Genomic DNA, 16,482 nt, shown 5'->3' on the forward strand with positions numbered 1-16,482 from the left:
ATAGCAAGAGTGAACCACCTGATCCCTTCCCGAACTCAGAAGTGAAACCTCTTCGCGCTGATGGTAGTGTGGGGTTACCCATGTGAGAGTAAGTCATCGCCAGCTCATTATTCGAACACCCTCAACTCACGTTGGGGGTGTTTTTTTATGTAGAAAGAAAATATTAAGAAGAAAAGTAGAAGAAAGAAGTTTAAAACAATATATTTACAATAATAAATTATGTGAAAAATATAGCATATATCAAAATATCATAAATTACTGCAAGTCTATTTAGTCGAATTTATCTACAACTTTAGTCTAGGTTTTTAAGAAAATTAACCAGAGTTAAGTTTTTGCTGTAGACAAAAAGTGAATATTGATTCATTTTATATACAAAAGTGAATAACCATTCATTTTTTATAAAATAAAAAGCTCACAATTGGAGGTGAGGGAAAAATGACAGCAACAACAATGAATGTGAATGCTGTAGTGGATCAAGCAAAGTTTAAACCTTTTCATTTAAAAATTGTACTTTGGTGCGTATTTGTCGTTATTTTTGACGGTTATGATTTGGCGATTAACGGTGTGGCTTTACCACTACTGATGCAAGAATGGAATATGACGGCTGTACAGGCAGGTATGCTTGCGAGTACGGCACTGGCAGGCATGATGTTTGGCGCCATGCTGTTTGGCATGTTGGCAGACAAAATTGGCCGTAAAAATGTCATATTAATTTGTGTGACGTTATTTAGTGGCTTTACTTTTTGGGGCGGCTTTGCATCCAACCCAACAGAGTTTGGTATTTTACGTTTTATTGCAGGTTTAGGGATTGGCGGGGTATTGCCTAACCTCGTGGCTTTAACCTCTGAATATGCACCACAAAAAATGCGTAGTACCTTAGTTACCACCATGTTCAGCGGCTATGCCGTGGGCGGCATTATGGCAGCCTTACTTGGTGCATGGTTGACGCCTAGCTTTGGCTGGGAAGTGATGTTCTATATTGCGGGATTACCGTTACTTATTTTGCCTTTATTGTGGTTTTTCTTACCAGAATCTTTAACTTTTTTGGTGAAAAAACAGCAACATGAAAAAGCGCGTCACATCGTCCAGCAAATTAGCCCACAAGAAAATATCAGCCCACAAACACAATTTGTATTAAATGAAGTACAAACCGCAGATGCCTCAATTGCAGCCTTATTTAAAAATAACCGTGGCATGAGTACTTTGCTGTTTTGGTGCTGCTTCTTTATGTGTTTGTTGATGGTTTATGCTTTGGGCAGTTGGTTGCCAAAACTGATGATGGCAGCAGGTTATTCGCTGGGTAACAGTTTAATGTTCTTAATGGCGATGAACATTGGTGCTGTGATCGGAACCATCAGTGGCGGGATTTTAGCAGACCGTTTCCACTTAAAACCTGTGATTATTGGCATGTTTTTATTGGGCGCATTCTCTCTAGTGGGTCTAGGCTTTAACTCACCACAGCCTGTGATTTATTTATTGGTGGGCTTAGCAGGTGCTTCTGCCATTGGCAGCAGTATTTTATTGTATAGCTTTGTTGCTCAGTATTATCCACTTACGATTCGTTCTACAGGTATCGGCTGTGCTTCTGCAGTGGGGCGTGTCGGTGCGATTGTAGGCCCTATTATTATTGGCGTACTTTTGGGCATGGATTTACCACATAAAATGAACTTTTTGGCGGTGGCGATTCCTGCAGTGATTGGTGCAATTGCAGTAGCACTGATTCGTTTACAAAGTACATCACAGGTGGTGAGTGAGCCAAGCGTGGTTAAAAAAGCCAGCCGATCTTATAGTTAATTGATCGTTAGTGTTTTGGGACTTTGAAATTAAGGAGCATTGCTCCTTAATTTTTTGCCTATTCACTTTGTAGAAGATTTAAGTAAGAAAGTGTGTATCGCTACATTTCTACTGTGCACGAGGTACATTTCATTGATTATGATGTCTTGATTAGCACAAGCAAAGATTGAATGAATAGAGGAGCAATTAGGATGCTCAAGATAAATCGGCAATACTATGGATTTATATGTCTAGTTGTATTGGGTTTAACTACAGGGTGTAATGCGCAAGTTGAGCCGAAACAGAACACGGCTGCTTTAGAGTCAAAATCAACTTCTGCACAAAATTTACAACGCTATCAAATACAGCCAATTGCAGATTTTAATGAGCCGTGGGCATTGGCAGAATTACCCGATGGACGCCTATTAATTACAGAAAAAGCGGGGAAATTAAAACTTTTTGATCCAAAAACAGGTCAAAGCTTAGATGTTCAAGCTATCCCTGAAGTCACCTATGGCGGACAAGGTGGTTTGGGTGACGTCATTTTAGATCCTGACTTTCAACAGAATCAGCAGATTTATTTAAGTTATGCCGAAGCGGGTGCGGGTGGTTACGGTGCAGTCGTGATTCGGGGCAAGCTTGTATTAGATGCTAAACCCACGCCAAAACTCACCGAAACTCAAAGAATCTGGCAGCAAGTGCCGAAAGTATCGGGACAGGGGCACTATGCGCATCGTATAAAGTTTGGTGCAGATGGCAAATTGTGGATAAGTTCTGGTGAGCGACAAAAGTTTGAACCTGCTCAGGATTTAAAATCTAATTTAGGCAAAATTTTGTGTCTAAATGCAGATGGCACAACCCCTTTAGACAATCCATTTCAAACACATGGAGAGATTGCCAAGCAAGTCTGGAGTTTGGGGCATCGCAACCCTTTAGGCATGGCATTCGATTCTACAGGGCAGCTTTGGGTTGCAGAAATGGGACCTAAAGGGGGTGATGAGTTGAATCTGATTGCCAAAGGCGAAAACTATGGCTATCCGTTGGTGTCGAACGGTGATCATTATAATGGTTTGCCAATTCCAGACCATGCGACTCGTCCTGAATTTACAGCCCCAGTGCTGGATTGGACGCCTGTCATCTCTCCCTCAAGTTTGATGTTTTATACGGGAGATGTATTTCCACACTGGAAGCATAAAGCCATTCTTGGTGGTTTATCTTCAAAAGCAATTATTGTGGTGGATACGCAAGCACAGCCTGTTCGGGAGTTACAGCGTATCGAGATGGGTCAGCGGATTCGTGGCGTACTTCAAGCACAGGATGGCAATATTTGGGTGATTGAAGATGGTCAATCTGCCAGATTGCTTAAATTGGTGGCTCCATAAAATAAATTTCTTCAGGTCTAAACTTATTTCAAAGTAGGACAAAAAACAAATAGAAAAAAGCCCCAACATCATGTCGGGGCTTTTTCAGATTTATGTTTAGGTATTACTCCTGTTATACCTTTCAGCGTCCTGCCGTTATATTATTTATTATTGTTATTCTTGCTTTTAGAAACATCCTGTTTCTGTATGTGTTAAATATAAAATGAAAGCTGATCTTTGCCTAGCGTCAATTTTCTGCAGTGCATGTAAGCTAAAACGTACAACGATATATCGGTAAAATATAGATCAATAAACTGGATTTATTTAATTTTAAGTATTTGATTATATTTAATAATTATCTTATTCAATAAAAAATCTCCCAAATTCATTTTCTTGTACTTGGGAGATTTGAACAGCAGAAAGATGCAGTAAGTATGCAAATTGATTACATCAACTTAATACCTTGTTGTCCTGCTGGGGTCACTCTAAAGATTTCAACTTCAAAGGTAATATTTTTACCCGCTAAAGGGTGGTTAAAGTCTACTTCAGTCACATCATCGTTGACAGATTTCACCACGCCATAGAGGCTTTGTTTGGCTTTATCTTCAAACTCAATCATGTGTCCTTCAACTGGACGTTGCTCAAATTTAACCGTATCAAAAGTTTGTACGTTTTCAGGATTCCATGGACCAAATGCTTCTTCAGGTGGAAGACTCACGGTACGACGGTCACCTGCACGTAAACCAAATAATGATTTTTCAAAACCGGGTAATAGGCTGCCATCGCCCATAACCAAACTCACAGGTTCAGCGCGGCTACGGGTGTTGTCAATTTCTACACCATTTTCAATGGCGACAGAAAAGTGCAATTCGACTTTTGAGCCATCTTCAATACGAGTTTCATCATTTGGATTAATAATTTCAGTCATGTTGCGCCTGCGCTCGTTCAATTCGGTGCTTTTCTAGGAAAAACGTATCAATTAACAGCAGAATGGTGCCAAGTGTGATGGCACTGTCTGCAATATTAAAGGCAGGGAAGTGGCTGTTGTTGTAGTACACGTGAATAAAATCGACCACGTAGCCAAGACTGACCCGATCAATTAAATTCCCAATCGCACCGCCTAAAATCAAGGCAATCGCCAAAGGCAGTACGATGACATTTTTTGGCATACGCATTAGCCAAAATACAAAAATTACAGACACTAAACCTGCCAGTGAGGTAAAGAAATAACGTTGCCATCCACCTGCATCGGACAAGAAACTAAAGGCAGCGCCATAGTTATGCAGTAAAGTCCAATTCAAAAAGGGCAATACAGGCACTGGATCTGCGTAATTCAGATGCGATACTGCAATCCATTTGGTCCATTGGTCGAGAATAATCGCGACAATTGACAAGCCCACCCACCATAAATTATGTGGATAGAACTGGAATAAGCCCTTTTTGTGTTGTGGATTAGGCATATTTTCTCTCTTCGCCTTGACCTGTTGGAAGGTTGATAATACAACGTGAGCACAAACCTGGATGTGCAGAATGTGTATTCACATCAGGGAGTACATGCCAGCAACGTACGCATTTTTCGCCATCTGCTGCAGAAACTTTCACGTTCAAGCCATCTAAATCAGAGGCTTCGCCTTGTGCAGCATCAAAGCTATTCACAATCACTTGTGAAGTAATCAGAACAAAACGCAGCTCATCGCCTAGTTTATCCAATACGGCTTTGAGTTCGTCATTCGCCCAAAGTTCAACTTTAGCAGATAAGTTGGAACCGACTGTTTTGGCGGTACGTGCAGCTTCAATGAATTTATTGACGGCAGATTTAACTGCAATTAGGGTTTGCCATTCCGCTTCTGCCAAGATGTTGGCTTCAGAAGCCACTGGAATGTCATACCATTCTGCAGTGAAGACATATTTTTCTGATTGCTCAGGAATTAGCGGCCATGCTTCTTGTGCCGTAAAGCTTAAGATTGGTGCCATCCAGCGAACGAAAGCCTGAACCAAGTGATACAAAGCGGTTTGTGCAGAATGACGTGCTTGCGAGTCTGCTTTGGTGGTGTACTGACGGTCTTTGATGATATCGAGGTAGAAACCACCCAAGTCATTAATACAGAAGTTGGTCAGTGCACTGGTCACGATATGGAAGTTCATATCTTCATAGGCTTGCTGAATGGTTTTCTGTACTTCTGCGGCACGTTGCAGGATGTATTGATCCAGTGCAATCAACTGATCTACAGGCAGTGCATCTGTAGCGGGTTTGAAGCCATTTAAGTTGGCCAACAAGAAACGCAAGGTGTTACGGATACGACGATAACCGTCAGAGGCACGGCTAAAGATTTCCTTACCTGCGGTCATTTCATAGCGATAATCCGCCGATGCAATCCAGAAGCGTAGGCCGTCTGCACCCATGTCTTTAATAATGTCTTGTGGGGTAATAATGTTACCCAACGATTTCGACATTTTGCGACCTTTTTCATCCACTACAAAGCCGTGGGTTAACAAGCCTTTGTATGGTGCGCGTTCATTGATCGCAATTGAGGTGAGCAATGAAGACTGGAACCAGCCACGGTGTTGGTCTGAACCTTCAAGATATAAATCGGCTGGGTCTTGTAACTCTTCACGCTCACGTAGAACTGCATAATGCGTCGTACCTGAGTCGAACCAAACGTCTAAGGTGTCGCGTACTGCATTGTAGTGCTCGGCATCCTCGCCAATGAAGTCTTTGGCTTCACGGTTGTACCAGCCATCAATCCCTTCTTGCTCGATCAGTTTTGCAACGTCTTCAATCAATTCAGGTGTACGAGGGTGTAATTCGTTGGTGTCTTTGTGTACGAAGAATGGAATTGGCACACCCCAAGTACGTTGACGTGAAATACACCAGTCTGGACGGCCTTCAATCATGGCTTGAATACGGTTTTTACCCCAATCTGGCACGAAGCTGATCTCATTTTCGATCGCATTCAATGCACCTTGACGTAAACCTTGGTTATCCATGCTGATAAACCATTGTGGTGTCGCACGGAAAATAATTGGAGTTTTATGACGCCAGCAGTGTGGGTAGCTGTGTTTGATTGGGTGATGTGCCCACAGCTTATTGCTTTCTGCCAAAGCCGCAATAATTTGTGGGTTGGCTTTGTAAATGTGCTCGCCTGCAAAAATTGGTGCGGTTGGTAAATAAACACCATTGCCACCAACCGGATTATCGACTTTTAGGTTGTATTGTAAACCGACTTTATAGTCGTCCACACCGTGACCAGGTGCGGTATGTACTGCACCGGTACCGCTGGCAGCGGTGACGTGTTCACCTAAAATGACAGGTACTTGACGGTCTTGAATTAGTGGGTGTTGCAAGATCAGGTTTTCAAGTTTGTCACCAGTAAAGTCTGCCAACACTTCATAGCTGTTAAAGCCATAGCGTTCAGTTGCAGACTGTACTAATTCTTTGGCTAAAATAAAGTTTTGTGCTGCTTTTTCATCGCTACGTGCTTTTACCAATTGATATTCAATTTCGGCATGCAAGGCAACAGCTTGGTTAGCAGGCAATGTCCACGGTGTTGTGGTCCAAATCACGATATCTGTTGCATCGGTAATTTGAACGCCCAAACGTGCAGATAAATCGGCTAAATCAACAACAGCAAAACCGACATCAATCGCATCGGATTTTTTATCTTCATATTCAACTTCGGCTTCTGCCAGTGCAGAACCACAATCTAGACACCAATTCACAGGTTTTAGACCAGGTTCGATATGGCCTGCTTTAGCAATCGCACCGAGTGAACGTACGATGTCGGCTTCTTGCTTGAAATTCATGGTGAGGTAAGGGTTATCCCAATCACCAAATACGCCCATACGCACGAAGTCTTTTTTCTGTAATTCAACTTGTGTGTAAGCATATTCACGGCAGGCTTTACGGAAAGTTGAGGCATCAACTTTAACGCCAACTTTACCGACTTTTTCTTCTACTTTGAGCTCAATTGGTAGACCGTGGCAGTCCCAACCTGGAACATAAGGTGCGTCATAGCCATCCATGACACGGCTTTTAATAATGATGTCTTTTAGGACTTTATTGACCGCATGACCTAAGTGAATTTGACCATTGGCGTATGGAGGGCCATCGTGAAGCACATATTTTTTCTTGCCAATACGCGATGCACGAATCTGCTGATAAATGTTGTCGGCATACCACTCTTCTAACCATTTCGCTTCACGTACTGCCAGATTTGCTTTCATTGCAAATTCAGTACCTGGGAGGTTTAGCGTGGCTTTATAATCCACTGCATTTTCAGGAGTTTGCTTATCGCTCATGCAAGTTGTCTTCCAGTTGAATCAGCCCATGGACTGACGCGTTTTACATTAAATATTCAGGGTAAAATTAAAAAGGGAAATTTGGATGATCTTGTCGAAATTCAAGAAGTTTTTCAACATCATCATCAATTCCCGCTTTGAGTGCTTCAAGCGAAGGGTAGTTTTTTTCGCCATGTAAATAGTTTAAAAACGTGACCCGCATTAACAAGCCATACAGATTAGCAGAAACATTGGGGAAATGTACTTCTAATCGCCATTCGGGATGTTCTTGCTTGATGGCAGGACGAGTTCCGACATGCCCTGCACCAAATAAACTGTTTGGGCTGTAGCCTGCAACACCTGTTTTGCTAGGATGTGCATTGCTGACTGTGTCGGTTAAGGAGGTGGTTTCGCAGACCACTTCAACGCCATAAATACCGTTTAAACAAGGACGATGACGGTTTAAACGTACGTTAATGGTGGGGAAATCTAGGGTACGACCAATTTGATCGCCATATTGTACGCGTCCGGTAATACTATAAGGACGTCCGAGCAGTTGTGCAGCGAGAGCCAAGTCACCTGCTTGTAGGGTTTGGCGAATACGTGTGGAGCTGACCCGTTCACCCGATAAATTTACAGTGCTTAAATTGGTAACTTGAAAACCAAAGTTACGTAAAAAGTCACTGTTGCCTTGACGGTTTTTGCCAAAATGAAAATCATCACCCAAAACTAAATGTGTGGCATTTAAGCTATTTTTTAAAAGGTGGGCAAAGGCTTCAGCATTTAAACTACGGAAGTGATTGTCAAACTTGGCCACGGCAATATAGTCGATGCCCAATTCAGTCAGATATTCGACTTTTTCCCGCAAAGAACTGATACGTGGCGGGGCATCATAACCTTTAAAAAATTCCAGTGGTTGTGGTTCAAATAGCATCACCACCGTTTTTAGTTGTTGTGCGGCAGCCACTGCTTTGAGTTGTTGAATCATCGCCTGATGACCGACATGCACGCCATCAAAATTGCCAATGGTCACGGCAGTTTGAGCTAAGTCGGTGGTAGAAGATAAAGCATTCAGGCGGAGCAGCTGCATGGTCGAATGAAAGTTGAAAATTTGTAAGAGCTATATATTGCCATATTCTCGCGCTTTCGTCTTGTTGTTGTGTTTTTAACCTGAAAAATTATCGAAAAATCAGGCAAAATCCGACAATTTAATCTGCAAATCGCAATCGGGTTTGCACCGCATTCAAACTTCTTTTCTAATGGGGCGGTTTTAATGAACTGCACGAGTAGATGGCTATGAATTCTGATTTTGCTTTAATTATGGCATTGCCCAGTGAGTCTAAAGGCTTGTTTGAGCAAGCTGGGATTCAGGTGCATTACAGTGGCATTGGTAAAGTGAATGCCGCATTTAAAGCCTTTGAAGTGATTCAGAAAACAGGCTGTAAAACCTTGCTCAATTTAGGCACTGCGGGCAGCTCCCATTTTGATGCGCATGCTTTGGTGGAAGTGAGTCAGTTTGTACAGCGAGATATGGATGTTTCACCGTTGGGTTTTCAGGTGGGGGTGACGCCTATGGATCAGGAGCATCCTGCAGAAATTGAGCTGGAACGCTATTTTGAGCATTTACCTAACGGAATTTGCGGTACAGGCGATAGTTTTGAAACGGGGACACCGAAAGTGCCGTGTCAGCTGGTCGATATGGAAGGCTATGCGATTGCCAAAGTCTGTAAAAAACTAGGCGTGCGCATGTTGTCGGTCAAATATATTACCGATGGTGCCAATGATACGGCACATTTAGACTGGGAAGAAAACTTGTTGCTAGGCGCACAAAAATTATTATCGTTATATCAAAGTGTTAAGTAATACAGTTGCCCAAAACGCCACGACCCTAGTTTTAACTAGGGTCGTGAGTAAAAGTGCGTATCTTAGTTAGTGCTGTGCAATTAGTCTTCTGATTCTTGTTCAGGTGTGGCAGTGACCACAGCGGCTTGAGGTGCATCCACTTCGTCCTGACGCGGCATAATACCGTAGAGCATCATGTGAACCGTATGTTGCAAGACACGTTGCAACATACTGCGGTTACGCAGGGTTTTACCTGTCACCATTTCCATTTGCGTTGCAAAGTCGGCATAGTTTTGGGTAATCGCCCAAATATTCAAAATCAGCAATTCAGGATCAATCTGTTTAGACAGTTTGCCTTGCTCTTGCCACATGGTAATGACTTTGGCTTTGCGTTTGACCAGTTTTTTCAGAGGGCCTTTTAAAATTTCCTGAATATGTGGCGCACCTTGAATCACTTCTAATGCAAATAGACGTGATGCTTTCGGTTGAGTACGTGAAACCTCAATTTTCTGCAGCAGATAATTGGTAATTGCTTCATCAGGCTCGAGTTCAGCTTCGAGCATTTGCAAAGGTGCCAGCCATTTTTGTAGTACTGTAGTCAGTACCTCAACATATAAGGCTTCTTTATTTTCATAATAATAGAAAATATTCGACTTATGCATCTCTGCAATTTGTGCGATTTCGTCCAAACTCGCGCCGCTAAATCCGTATAAAGAAAATACGTCGAGTGCAGCATTGAGAAGCTGATGGCGTTTTTGTGTACTCTTTTTTTGTTCCATTCGTAATTTTAAAACAATGAAAAAAGGGAATTATTAATTGTACGGCAAATCATCAGGCTTGTGCATCTTTTAAAGATGTATTTTTAAAATATTTTTAGTTTATTCTGTAGTTTAGCTATTAAATCCGTGAAAAGCATGATTAGAGAGGGGGAGTATCTTGTTTTTGTATTTTCTGACTGAATGAATAAGTTTTTTGAATTTTCTATATAAATGATAAAAGTAAAGTTTCTTCCTGCCTTGCATCAATTTTATTTAAAAAAACTAAACAGTGGTGTGGATGCTGCCAATTTTGATCATCCCTACACTGTCGTGCTGACAGGTATAGGTGTGATGACCTGATTTAATCGGCAGCATGTTCCACGTGAAACATTTCTGGGTTTTGATTGTGCTGTGTCATTCAGCGTACCAAAAGTTTCGCTTAGAGCCGTTTTTTACACACAATTGAGTTGCGTTGATAGTTATATAAAGCCTGACGTGCATCGGGTAAATCATCGACACTGGCAGGTGCAAAGCCCTGTTCTAAAAACCAGTGTGCGGTGCGAGTGGTTAAAATAAATAATTGCTGAATACCCATGGTTTTGGCTTTATCTTCTAAATAATCCAGAATTTGGCGACCACGGTTGGATTTACGATAAGCAGGATGCACCGCGACACAGGCAATTTCGGCCGACTTGAGTTCATGACCTGTGGTCGGAATGGGGTACAAGGCGGCACAGGCGAGAATCATGCCGTCACGTTCAATCACTGCAAATTGTCCAATTTCATTTTCCAGACGCTCACGTGAACGATATACCAACACGCCTTCTTCTTCTAAAGGACGTAATAAACGAATCAAACCGCCTACATCCTGAATATTGGCCGTACGCACTTCTTCATAATGTGCATCACTCACCATCGTCCCTGAACCATCACGGGTAAACAGTTCTTCGAGTAAAGCACCATCGTAGGCATAGGAAATGAGATGTACCCGATGTACGCCGTTTAATGAGGCATCTTGGGCTGCATTTAAGTGTAAAGCCAATTCAGGATGATGTCGCTGAGCATCTTCAATATATGGATTTAAATGTTGCGGATGAACTTCACGTTGCAATTGACCTTCGGCATTCTGCAAACCGTGCTGCGCGCCTAAGAAAATCAGTTTGTCAGCTTTTAATTGAATGGCAGTTTTAGTTGCCACTTCTTCAGCCAACAAGTTAAACACTTCACCTGTGGTGGAATAACCTGTTGGACCGAGCAACACAATATTATGATTTTCTAAATGGCGTTGAATGGCATCGACATCTACAGTGCGGACTTCGCCAGTCAGTTGATAATCGACCCCATCACGAATGCCATACGGTTTGGCGGTGATAAAGTTACCCGACACCACATCAATCCGTGCGCCGTACATAGGGGAGTTCGCTAGCCCCATCGACAATAAGGCTTCAATTTGCAGGCGAATTGAACCGACAGCATTCATGACACACGATAAAGATTCACGAGTGGTGACACGACGTTGCAAATGAAACGGTGTATCAATTTGGCTGAATTTTAAGTTTTGATTAATTTGTGGACGCGCACCATGTACCAAAATCAAACGAATACCAAGCGAGTGTAGTAGGGCAATATCATGAATAATGTGCTGAAAGTTTTCATGCAAAACCGCTTCACCATCGAACATAATCACAAAGGTTTTATTGCGGTGGGCATTGATATAAGGCGCAGAATGTCTAAACCAATGCACATATTGTAAGGTTGTGCTGTGCGGGTTTTCAGTTGGAGTCATTCGTTGGCCTGCTGTAATGATCGATGGTGCTGTCTTTGATTCTAATCAAAAAATTCTGCAGCGGAAGACTAAATATAAAAAAACACCTGAATGGTGCTTCAGGTGTTGTGGAGAAATGCTATTTTTCAGCTCAGGCTGAACGGTTTTAGCCAATAATACGAATAATACGCTGGGTGCGCTCATTAATCAGCACATAGTCACCGTTGACTTTATACCACTGCTGATAACGACCTGTGTTGGGTAAACGACGTGCTTCACGATCACTGACTTTGTAGCGGTTCGCATCATATCCGCGTGGGAGGTTTTGACCTACACGCCAGTCACGACTTGGATTCACGCGTTTTTGATCATAACGCTTTTGTTCCCACTGTGCATGATGACGTGGATTGTCCCAACGCTTGTCGTGATGTTTATAGGTGGCACTCGCTTGATGACGACGATCATCATAACGATGGTCGGGTGCTGCCATAGCCGATGTTGCCATGATTGCGCTTAAAGACAGTGCTAAGGTGCTGAGTAATTTTTTCATGCGACTTACCTTCAGTTTTAAATATGGGGTAGATGTGTCCAAATTAGTCAAATACTCAAGATAAATGATGGTGGAAATTGAGGTGAATTGTGAATTTTATGGAGAAAACAAGGAGAGCCTGAGCGGACTATCGCTCTATAAAAAAAGCCCAAAGTGAGCTTTGGGCTATGTATTTAGATATTGTGTATGTACAACAGTAGGTCTATAAACCTGCGATACGCAAAATATGGTGATTTTCGACATCGACCAAAATGTAGTCTTGGTTGATTTTATACCATTGTTGTTTGCGTTCAGGGCGGGGCAAGTTATGTTCCTGATAATCGACTTTATAACCATTGCCACGATAATGCTGCGGCATGACATAACCCGTTTGCCATTTATGTTGTTGTAAGCGTTTTACACCACGTTCTTCACGCATGCGGCGTTTGTCTTGCATACGCTCTTCTGCATCGGCACGAAATTCATGTTTATTGTGTGCTTGGTTACGAGGATGGTCAGCTGAGTCTCGATCAAATTGAGGAGCGGCAGTTGCAAAATTGCTGCTTAGTAAAGCATTGAAAGACATTGCCAGAACTGTCAAAATCTTTTTCATGTAAACCCCTCATTCTCTCATCTTGATATCACAGTTCATACTTTAACCATTAAATGCAGAGAAACTGTGAAGAAAGCACATGAATTTTTTAAATACGCTCTGCAGGATGCGGCATGGTATTGATTCTATTATGCGACAAAATACGAAATTTAGTAGCTATCGCTCAGAAAATAGGGGTGGGATGATTTTTCTTGTGCTAAGGAAAGGATGAGACATCACCATAGCAGCGTACTGCTATGGTCTGCTTTAGTTCCAATGTTCAGTTAAGCCTTGTAAAGATTGCACAGCGATGGCAACACATTCGGCTGTTTCACGATCATCCAAAGCCACAATTAAATGCTGACCTAATTGCAAGCTTTCAATACTTTGAATCACGGCAGTTTTACGTTGAATATCAGTCATCACAATTTACCTAATGCTTGTTGTGGAGATACATCAAGCATAGGTGATGTATATTGATTTGGAAAACCGTATAATTTTATAAAAACAATCCAATAAAACGATTATTGCCACCGTTGCCATGAGTTTTGCTTAATAGGCGTAGTTTAAATCGGTGTAGTCGGTCAATGATTTTTGAATATGTGCATTGATAAATTCGCGTACATCTTCAGTACTCATTGGTGCGCCTTGCTTGCTAATCACGTGTTCAATTTCAGGTTGCCCTTCAATTTTAATACGATAAACAAAGTTTTTAACCACTTTGTAGGCATCGTCCAGTTTTTCAATGCCTGTGACATAGTGGTAAGCATGTTCAAAATTAAGGTCGGTATGTGAAAATACAAACTGATCAAACAGTTTGATTTTCTGACCGTTGTCGAGTGCCTGAATGTCATCTACGATGCTGGCTTCAAACTTCATGCCATATTTTTCAGAAATAGGCTGACCATCAATCAGTAAAGACACCATACCATCTTCAAGTGGTGTCACGGTGATGTTGTTTAATTCAGTCATGTTGCTCTCTGCATCGTTGAGGTTGAATTGAGATGTGGAAGCATGGTAATCAGGCTTTGCATTGCCAAAAATAGGCAGGATAGAAACCTGAAAATGCTTGTGCGATGCCATTTTACCGCAAATCAATGTGCAAAAATTGGCAATATGCTAGGTTAAGTCCATAAAAAAGGAAGCAAGCGCTTCCTTTCTTCGGATCAAACGACAGAACTAATCCTGTGCATCAATACTTTGACCATTCATGTGCAAGCTGTCATCGCCCATTAAATATAAATAGGCAGGCATGATGGCATCGGGTGTAGGTAAAGTTTTTGGATCTTCATCAGGATAGGCTTTGGCACGCATGGCTGTGCGGGTCGCACCTGGATTAATGCAGTTGTAGCGAATATTCGGGTGAACTTGCTCTTTGGCAAATAATTGGCTGACTGCTTCAATCGCAATTTTAGAAACTGAATAAGCCCCCCAGCGTTCACGTGCTTCACGGCCAACCCCTGAACTGGCAAATACCACCGAGGCATGTTCTGATTTTGCCAAGAGCGGCAATAATTCCTGAGTCAAGACAAAAGGCGCACGTAAATTTACCGCCATGACATCATCCCAGACATCTGCAGGGTAATTGGCCAGCTCGGTGCGTTCACCTAAAATGCCCGCATTGTGCAAAATACCGTCTAAACGTCCGAATTGTTTCTCTAGAGTATCGACCAGCAACTCATAGTCACGTGGCGAAGCGCTAGACAGTTGCAGCGGTAAAATAGCAGGTTGTGGTGCACCTAAACTTTCAATTTCATCATAAATGACTTCAAGTTTATTGAGGGTACGACCATGCAATACCACAGTGGCCCCATGCAGGGCATAACTGAGGGCAGCGGCACGTCCAATACCATCTCCCGCACCGGTAATGAGGATAATGCGATCTTTTAACAGATCGGGGCGAGGTTGATATTCTGAGTATTTCATGGTCATCCCTCCTATATTGATTTTTTATTGGTCATGTTTTAAAGGTGATATTCGTGCTTTGACAGGTGTTATAGAATCAACTCAGGCATTGGCATTCAGGCTGCTTGATAATGTTGCGGCTTGCAGCACCAATTTGTCTAAAACCGTATGTAATTCAGCGACTGAATCCACTATACAATCTGCTTGCCACGCTGTTAAGTCATCTTTGTGTTGTAACGGTAAATAACCGTAAGCGGCCAGAATGGTGTACATATTGGCATTGCGGCCTGCATCAATATCACGTGGATGGTCGCCCACATAAATACAATCTTCAGGGGCAATTTCAATCTGTTTGGCTGCCAAATACATGGGTTCTGGGTCAGGTTTGGTGTGGCTGACATCTTCAGGGCAGACCAAAACCGCACAGCGGTCAGTTAAATTCAGTGCCTTGAGTAAGGCTTCACTGAGCCAGCGCGGTTTATTGGTGACAATTCCCCACGGAATTTGATGCTGTTCCAAAGCTTCGAGCAGTGGATACATGCCCTCGAACAAATCGGTTTCTACCGCAATATCAGCGCCGTACAGGTCTAAAAAGCGTTGTCGATGCGCAAGAAATACAGGGTCATCTACTTCAAGTTCTGGATAGACCAGTTTTACCATAGCCCGTGCACCTTCAGACACCTGCGTGCGAATGGCTTCTGCTGCCACAATCTCACAGCCTTTATCGTGGCACATGTCTTGAATGATGCGAATAAAATCTGCAGCGGTATCAATTAAGGTGCCATCGAGGTCGAATAAAACGGCTTTCATTCTGTTGCCTCATTGACCGTGTAAACCATGTAGTTCACATCAACATTAGGTGCCAACCAATAGCGTTTAGTCAGTGGGTTGTAGTGTAAACCCGTCATATCTTTAAGTTTTAAACCCGCTTGGCGAATGTCGTGTGCCAATTCAGACGGTTTAATAAATTTATGATAATCGTGTGTGCCTTTGGCTAACATGCGCAGCACGTATTCTGCCCCAATAATGGCAAATAGGTATGATTTAGGGTTGCGGTTAATGGTCGAGAAAAATACATGACCGCCCGGCTTGACCAGTTTTTGGCAGGCTTGAATAATCGAGGCCGGATCAGGTACGTGCTCTAACATTTCCATGCAAGTCACCACATCGTATTGACCAGCTTGCTCATCTACCAATTGCTCAACAGGAATTTGGCGATATTCAATATTGTGTACGCCTTCTTGTTCTGCATGCAGGCGTGCCACGTTTAAAGGTGCTTCGCCCATATCAATTCCAAGCACATTGGCACCGCGACGAGCCATGCTTTCTGCCAAAATACCACCACCACAGCCGACGTCTAGCACTTTCTTGCCTGCCAAGCCGCCTGCGTGCTCATCAATCCAGTTTAAGCGCAGTGGATTAATCATGTGCAGGGGACGGAACTCGGAATGCTGATCCCACCATATGGCTGCAAATGCTTCAAATTTGGCAATTTCTTGTGGATCAACATTCAAATGCGACATGGGTGCCACCTCAATTGGGTCGTGATAATTGGAAAAATAGATATAAACCCTAGTGTAGCGTTAATTCTAAAAAAAGCGATAAAAGCTGTAAAAAAGTTCACAGAAGGAAAACGAAATCAGCATAATTGATTTATAGTGTTGCCATACACTAAACAG

General features: G+C 42.5%; 16 protein-coding genes and 1 rRNA gene. 4 read left to right on the top strand and 13 right to left on the bottom strand.

What is annotated here, in order from left to right; genetic code table 11:
• The 3 genes from rrf to FTU92_RS11065 all read left to right on the top strand — a co-directional run.
• Positions 1 to 105, top strand: a 5S ribosomal RNA gene (rrf, locus tag FTU92_RS11055); the annotation flags it as partial.
• A 330-nt stretch (positions 106 to 435) separates the two neighbouring features.
• Complete coding sequence (locus FTU92_RS11060) at positions 436 to 1,794, top strand: MFS transporter (RefSeq protein WP_004974034.1); 1,359 nt, start codon at positions 436 to 438, stop codon at positions 1,792 to 1,794.
• Between the two features lie 191 nt (positions 1,795 to 1,985).
• Positions 1,986 to 3,155 (top strand): PQQ-dependent sugar dehydrogenase, encoded by a 1,170-nt coding sequence (locus tag FTU92_RS11065; protein WP_180096260.1) that lies wholly within the window; start codon positions 1,986 to 1,988, stop codon positions 3,153 to 3,155.
• A gap of 424 nt (positions 3,156 to 3,579) precedes the next feature.
• Here FTU92_RS11065 and FTU92_RS11070 read toward each other — a convergent pair whose 3' ends face one another.
• The 4 genes from FTU92_RS11070 to ribF all read right to left on the bottom strand — a co-directional run bounded on the left by FTU92_RS11070 (position 3,580) and on the right by ribF (position 8,502).
• Positions 3,580 to 4,062 carry a peptidylprolyl isomerase gene (locus FTU92_RS11070; RefSeq protein WP_179990202.1) on the bottom strand — a complete coding sequence of 161 codons (483 nt, stop codon included), beginning with the start codon at positions 4,060 to 4,062 and terminating at the stop codon, positions 3,580 to 3,582.
• Positions 4,055 to 4,594: a signal peptidase II gene (gene lspA / locus FTU92_RS11075; RefSeq protein ID WP_004974039.1), complete on the bottom strand. Its 540-nt coding sequence runs from the start codon at positions 4,592 to 4,594 to the stop codon at positions 4,055 to 4,057. The genes FTU92_RS11070 and lspA overlap by 8 nt, the downstream gene beginning before the upstream one ends.
• Positions 4,587 to 7,433, bottom strand: coding sequence for an isoleucine--tRNA ligase (ileS, locus tag FTU92_RS11080; RefSeq protein WP_180096262.1), 2,847 nt, complete (start codon positions 7,431 to 7,433; stop codon positions 4,587 to 4,589). The genes lspA and ileS overlap by 8 nt, the downstream gene beginning before the upstream one ends.
• Before the next feature lie 67 nt (positions 7,434 to 7,500).
• A complete protein-coding gene (ribF, locus tag FTU92_RS11085) occupies positions 7,501 to 8,502 on the bottom strand; it encodes a riboflavin biosynthesis protein RibF (RefSeq protein ID WP_131261250.1) in 1,002 nt (333 codons plus the stop codon).
• Between the two features lie 206 nt (positions 8,503 to 8,708).
• Here ribF and FTU92_RS11090 point away from each other — a divergent pair, with 206 nt between their 5' ends.
• Positions 8,709 to 9,275, top strand: coding sequence for a hypothetical protein (locus FTU92_RS11090; RefSeq protein WP_004974047.1), 567 nt, complete (start codon positions 8,709 to 8,711; stop codon positions 9,273 to 9,275).
• A gap of 80 nt (positions 9,276 to 9,355) precedes the next feature.
• Here the strand turns inward: FTU92_RS11090 and FTU92_RS11095 are convergent, their stop codons facing one another.
• From FTU92_RS11095 to ubiG, 9 genes are all read right to left on the bottom strand, one after another.
• Positions 9,356 to 10,033 carry a TetR family transcriptional regulator C-terminal domain-containing protein gene (locus FTU92_RS11095; RefSeq protein ID WP_136144515.1) on the bottom strand — a complete coding sequence of 226 codons (678 nt, stop codon included), beginning with the start codon at positions 10,031 to 10,033 and terminating at the stop codon, positions 9,356 to 9,358.
• 418 nt (positions 10,034 to 10,451) lie between these two features.
• Positions 10,452 to 11,798, bottom strand: coding sequence for an amino-acid N-acetyltransferase (gene argA / locus FTU92_RS11100; protein ID WP_004974049.1), 1,347 nt, complete (start codon positions 11,796 to 11,798; stop codon positions 10,452 to 10,454).
• Between the two features lie 145 nt (positions 11,799 to 11,943).
• A complete protein-coding gene (locus FTU92_RS11105; protein ID WP_004974051.1) occupies positions 11,944 to 12,327 on the bottom strand; it encodes an RcnB family protein in 384 nt (127 codons plus the stop codon).
• 202 nt (positions 12,328 to 12,529) lie between these two features.
• Positions 12,530 to 12,919, bottom strand: coding sequence for an RcnB family protein (locus FTU92_RS11110; RefSeq protein ID WP_180096264.1), 390 nt, complete (start codon positions 12,917 to 12,919; stop codon positions 12,530 to 12,532).
• Between the two features lie 246 nt (positions 12,920 to 13,165).
• Entirely contained in the window at positions 13,166 to 13,321 is a 156-nt protein-coding gene (locus tag FTU92_RS11115; RefSeq protein ID WP_004974054.1) for a hypothetical protein, read from the bottom strand.
• 129 nt (positions 13,322 to 13,450) lie between these two features.
• A complete protein-coding gene (locus tag FTU92_RS11120) occupies positions 13,451 to 13,870 on the bottom strand; it encodes a hypothetical protein (protein WP_004974057.1) in 420 nt (139 codons plus the stop codon).
• Positions 13,871 to 14,077: 207 nt separating this feature from the next.
• Entirely contained in the window at positions 14,078 to 14,824 is a 747-nt protein-coding gene (locus FTU92_RS11125; RefSeq protein WP_131261239.1) for a YciK family oxidoreductase, read from the bottom strand.
• An 81-nt stretch (positions 14,825 to 14,905) separates the two neighbouring features.
• Entirely contained in the window at positions 14,906 to 15,613 is a 708-nt protein-coding gene (locus FTU92_RS11130) for an HAD family hydrolase (protein WP_131261238.1), read from the bottom strand.
• On the bottom strand, positions 15,610 to 16,326 hold the full coding sequence (gene ubiG, locus FTU92_RS11135) for a bifunctional 2-polyprenyl-6-hydroxyphenol methylase/3-demethylubiquinol 3-O-methyltransferase UbiG (protein WP_004974063.1): 717 nt from the start codon (positions 16,324 to 16,326) through the stop codon (positions 15,610 to 15,612). The genes FTU92_RS11130 and ubiG overlap by 4 nt, the downstream gene beginning before the upstream one ends.
• Positions 16,327 to 16,482: the final 156 nt, after the last annotated feature.

It is taken from the genome of Acinetobacter sp. YH12205 (assembly GCF_013418125.1).
Classification (GTDB): domain Bacteria; phylum Pseudomonadota; class Gammaproteobacteria; order Pseudomonadales; family Moraxellaceae; genus Acinetobacter; species Acinetobacter towneri.

Excerpts from the sequence above, each read along its gene's own strand:
- FTU92_RS11060 (WP_004974034.1), top strand. The coding sequence starts at position 436 with ATGACAGCAACAACAATGAATGTGAATGCTGTAGTGGATCAAGCAAAG.
- FTU92_RS11065 (WP_180096260.1), top strand. The coding sequence starts at position 1,986 with ATGCTCAAGATAAATCGGCAATACTATGGATTTATATGTCTAGTTGTA.
- FTU92_RS11070 (WP_179990202.1), bottom strand. The coding sequence starts at position 4,062 with ATGACTGAAATTATTAATCCAAATGATGAAACTCGTATTGAAGATGGC.
- lspA (WP_004974039.1), bottom strand. The coding sequence starts at position 4,594 with ATGCCTAATCCACAACACAAAAAGGGCTTATTCCAGTTCTATCCACAT.
- ileS (WP_180096262.1), bottom strand. The coding sequence starts at position 7,433 with ATGAGCGATAAGCAAACTCCTGAAAATGCAGTGGATTATAAAGCCACG.
- ribF (WP_131261250.1), bottom strand. The coding sequence starts at position 8,502 with ATGCAGCTGCTCCGCCTGAATGCTTTATCTTCTACCACCGACTTAGCT.
- FTU92_RS11090 (WP_004974047.1), top strand. The coding sequence starts at position 8,709 with ATGAATTCTGATTTTGCTTTAATTATGGCATTGCCCAGTGAGTCTAAA.
- FTU92_RS11095 (WP_136144515.1), bottom strand. The coding sequence starts at position 10,033 with ATGGAACAAAAAAAGAGTACACAAAAACGCCATCAGCTTCTCAATGCT.
- argA (WP_004974049.1), bottom strand. The coding sequence starts at position 11,798 with ATGACTCCAACTGAAAACCCGCACAGCACAACCTTACAATATGTGCAT.
- FTU92_RS11105 (WP_004974051.1), bottom strand. The coding sequence starts at position 12,327 with ATGAAAAAATTACTCAGCACCTTAGCACTGTCTTTAAGCGCAATCATG.
- FTU92_RS11110 (WP_180096264.1), bottom strand. The coding sequence starts at position 12,919 with ATGAAAAAGATTTTGACAGTTCTGGCAATGTCTTTCAATGCTTTACTA.
- FTU92_RS11115 (WP_004974054.1), bottom strand. The coding sequence starts at position 13,321 with ATGACTGATATTCAACGTAAAACTGCCGTGATTCAAAGTATTGAAAGC.
- FTU92_RS11120 (WP_004974057.1), bottom strand. The coding sequence starts at position 13,870 with ATGACTGAATTAAACAACATCACCGTGACACCACTTGAAGATGGTATG.
- FTU92_RS11125 (WP_131261239.1), bottom strand. The coding sequence starts at position 14,824 with ATGAAATACTCAGAATATCAACCTCGCCCCGATCTGTTAAAAGATCGC.
- FTU92_RS11130 (WP_131261238.1), bottom strand. The coding sequence starts at position 15,613 with ATGAAAGCCGTTTTATTCGACCTCGATGGCACCTTAATTGATACCGCT.
- ubiG (WP_004974063.1), bottom strand. The coding sequence starts at position 16,326 with ATGTCGCATTTGAATGTTGATCCACAAGAAATTGCCAAATTTGAAGCA.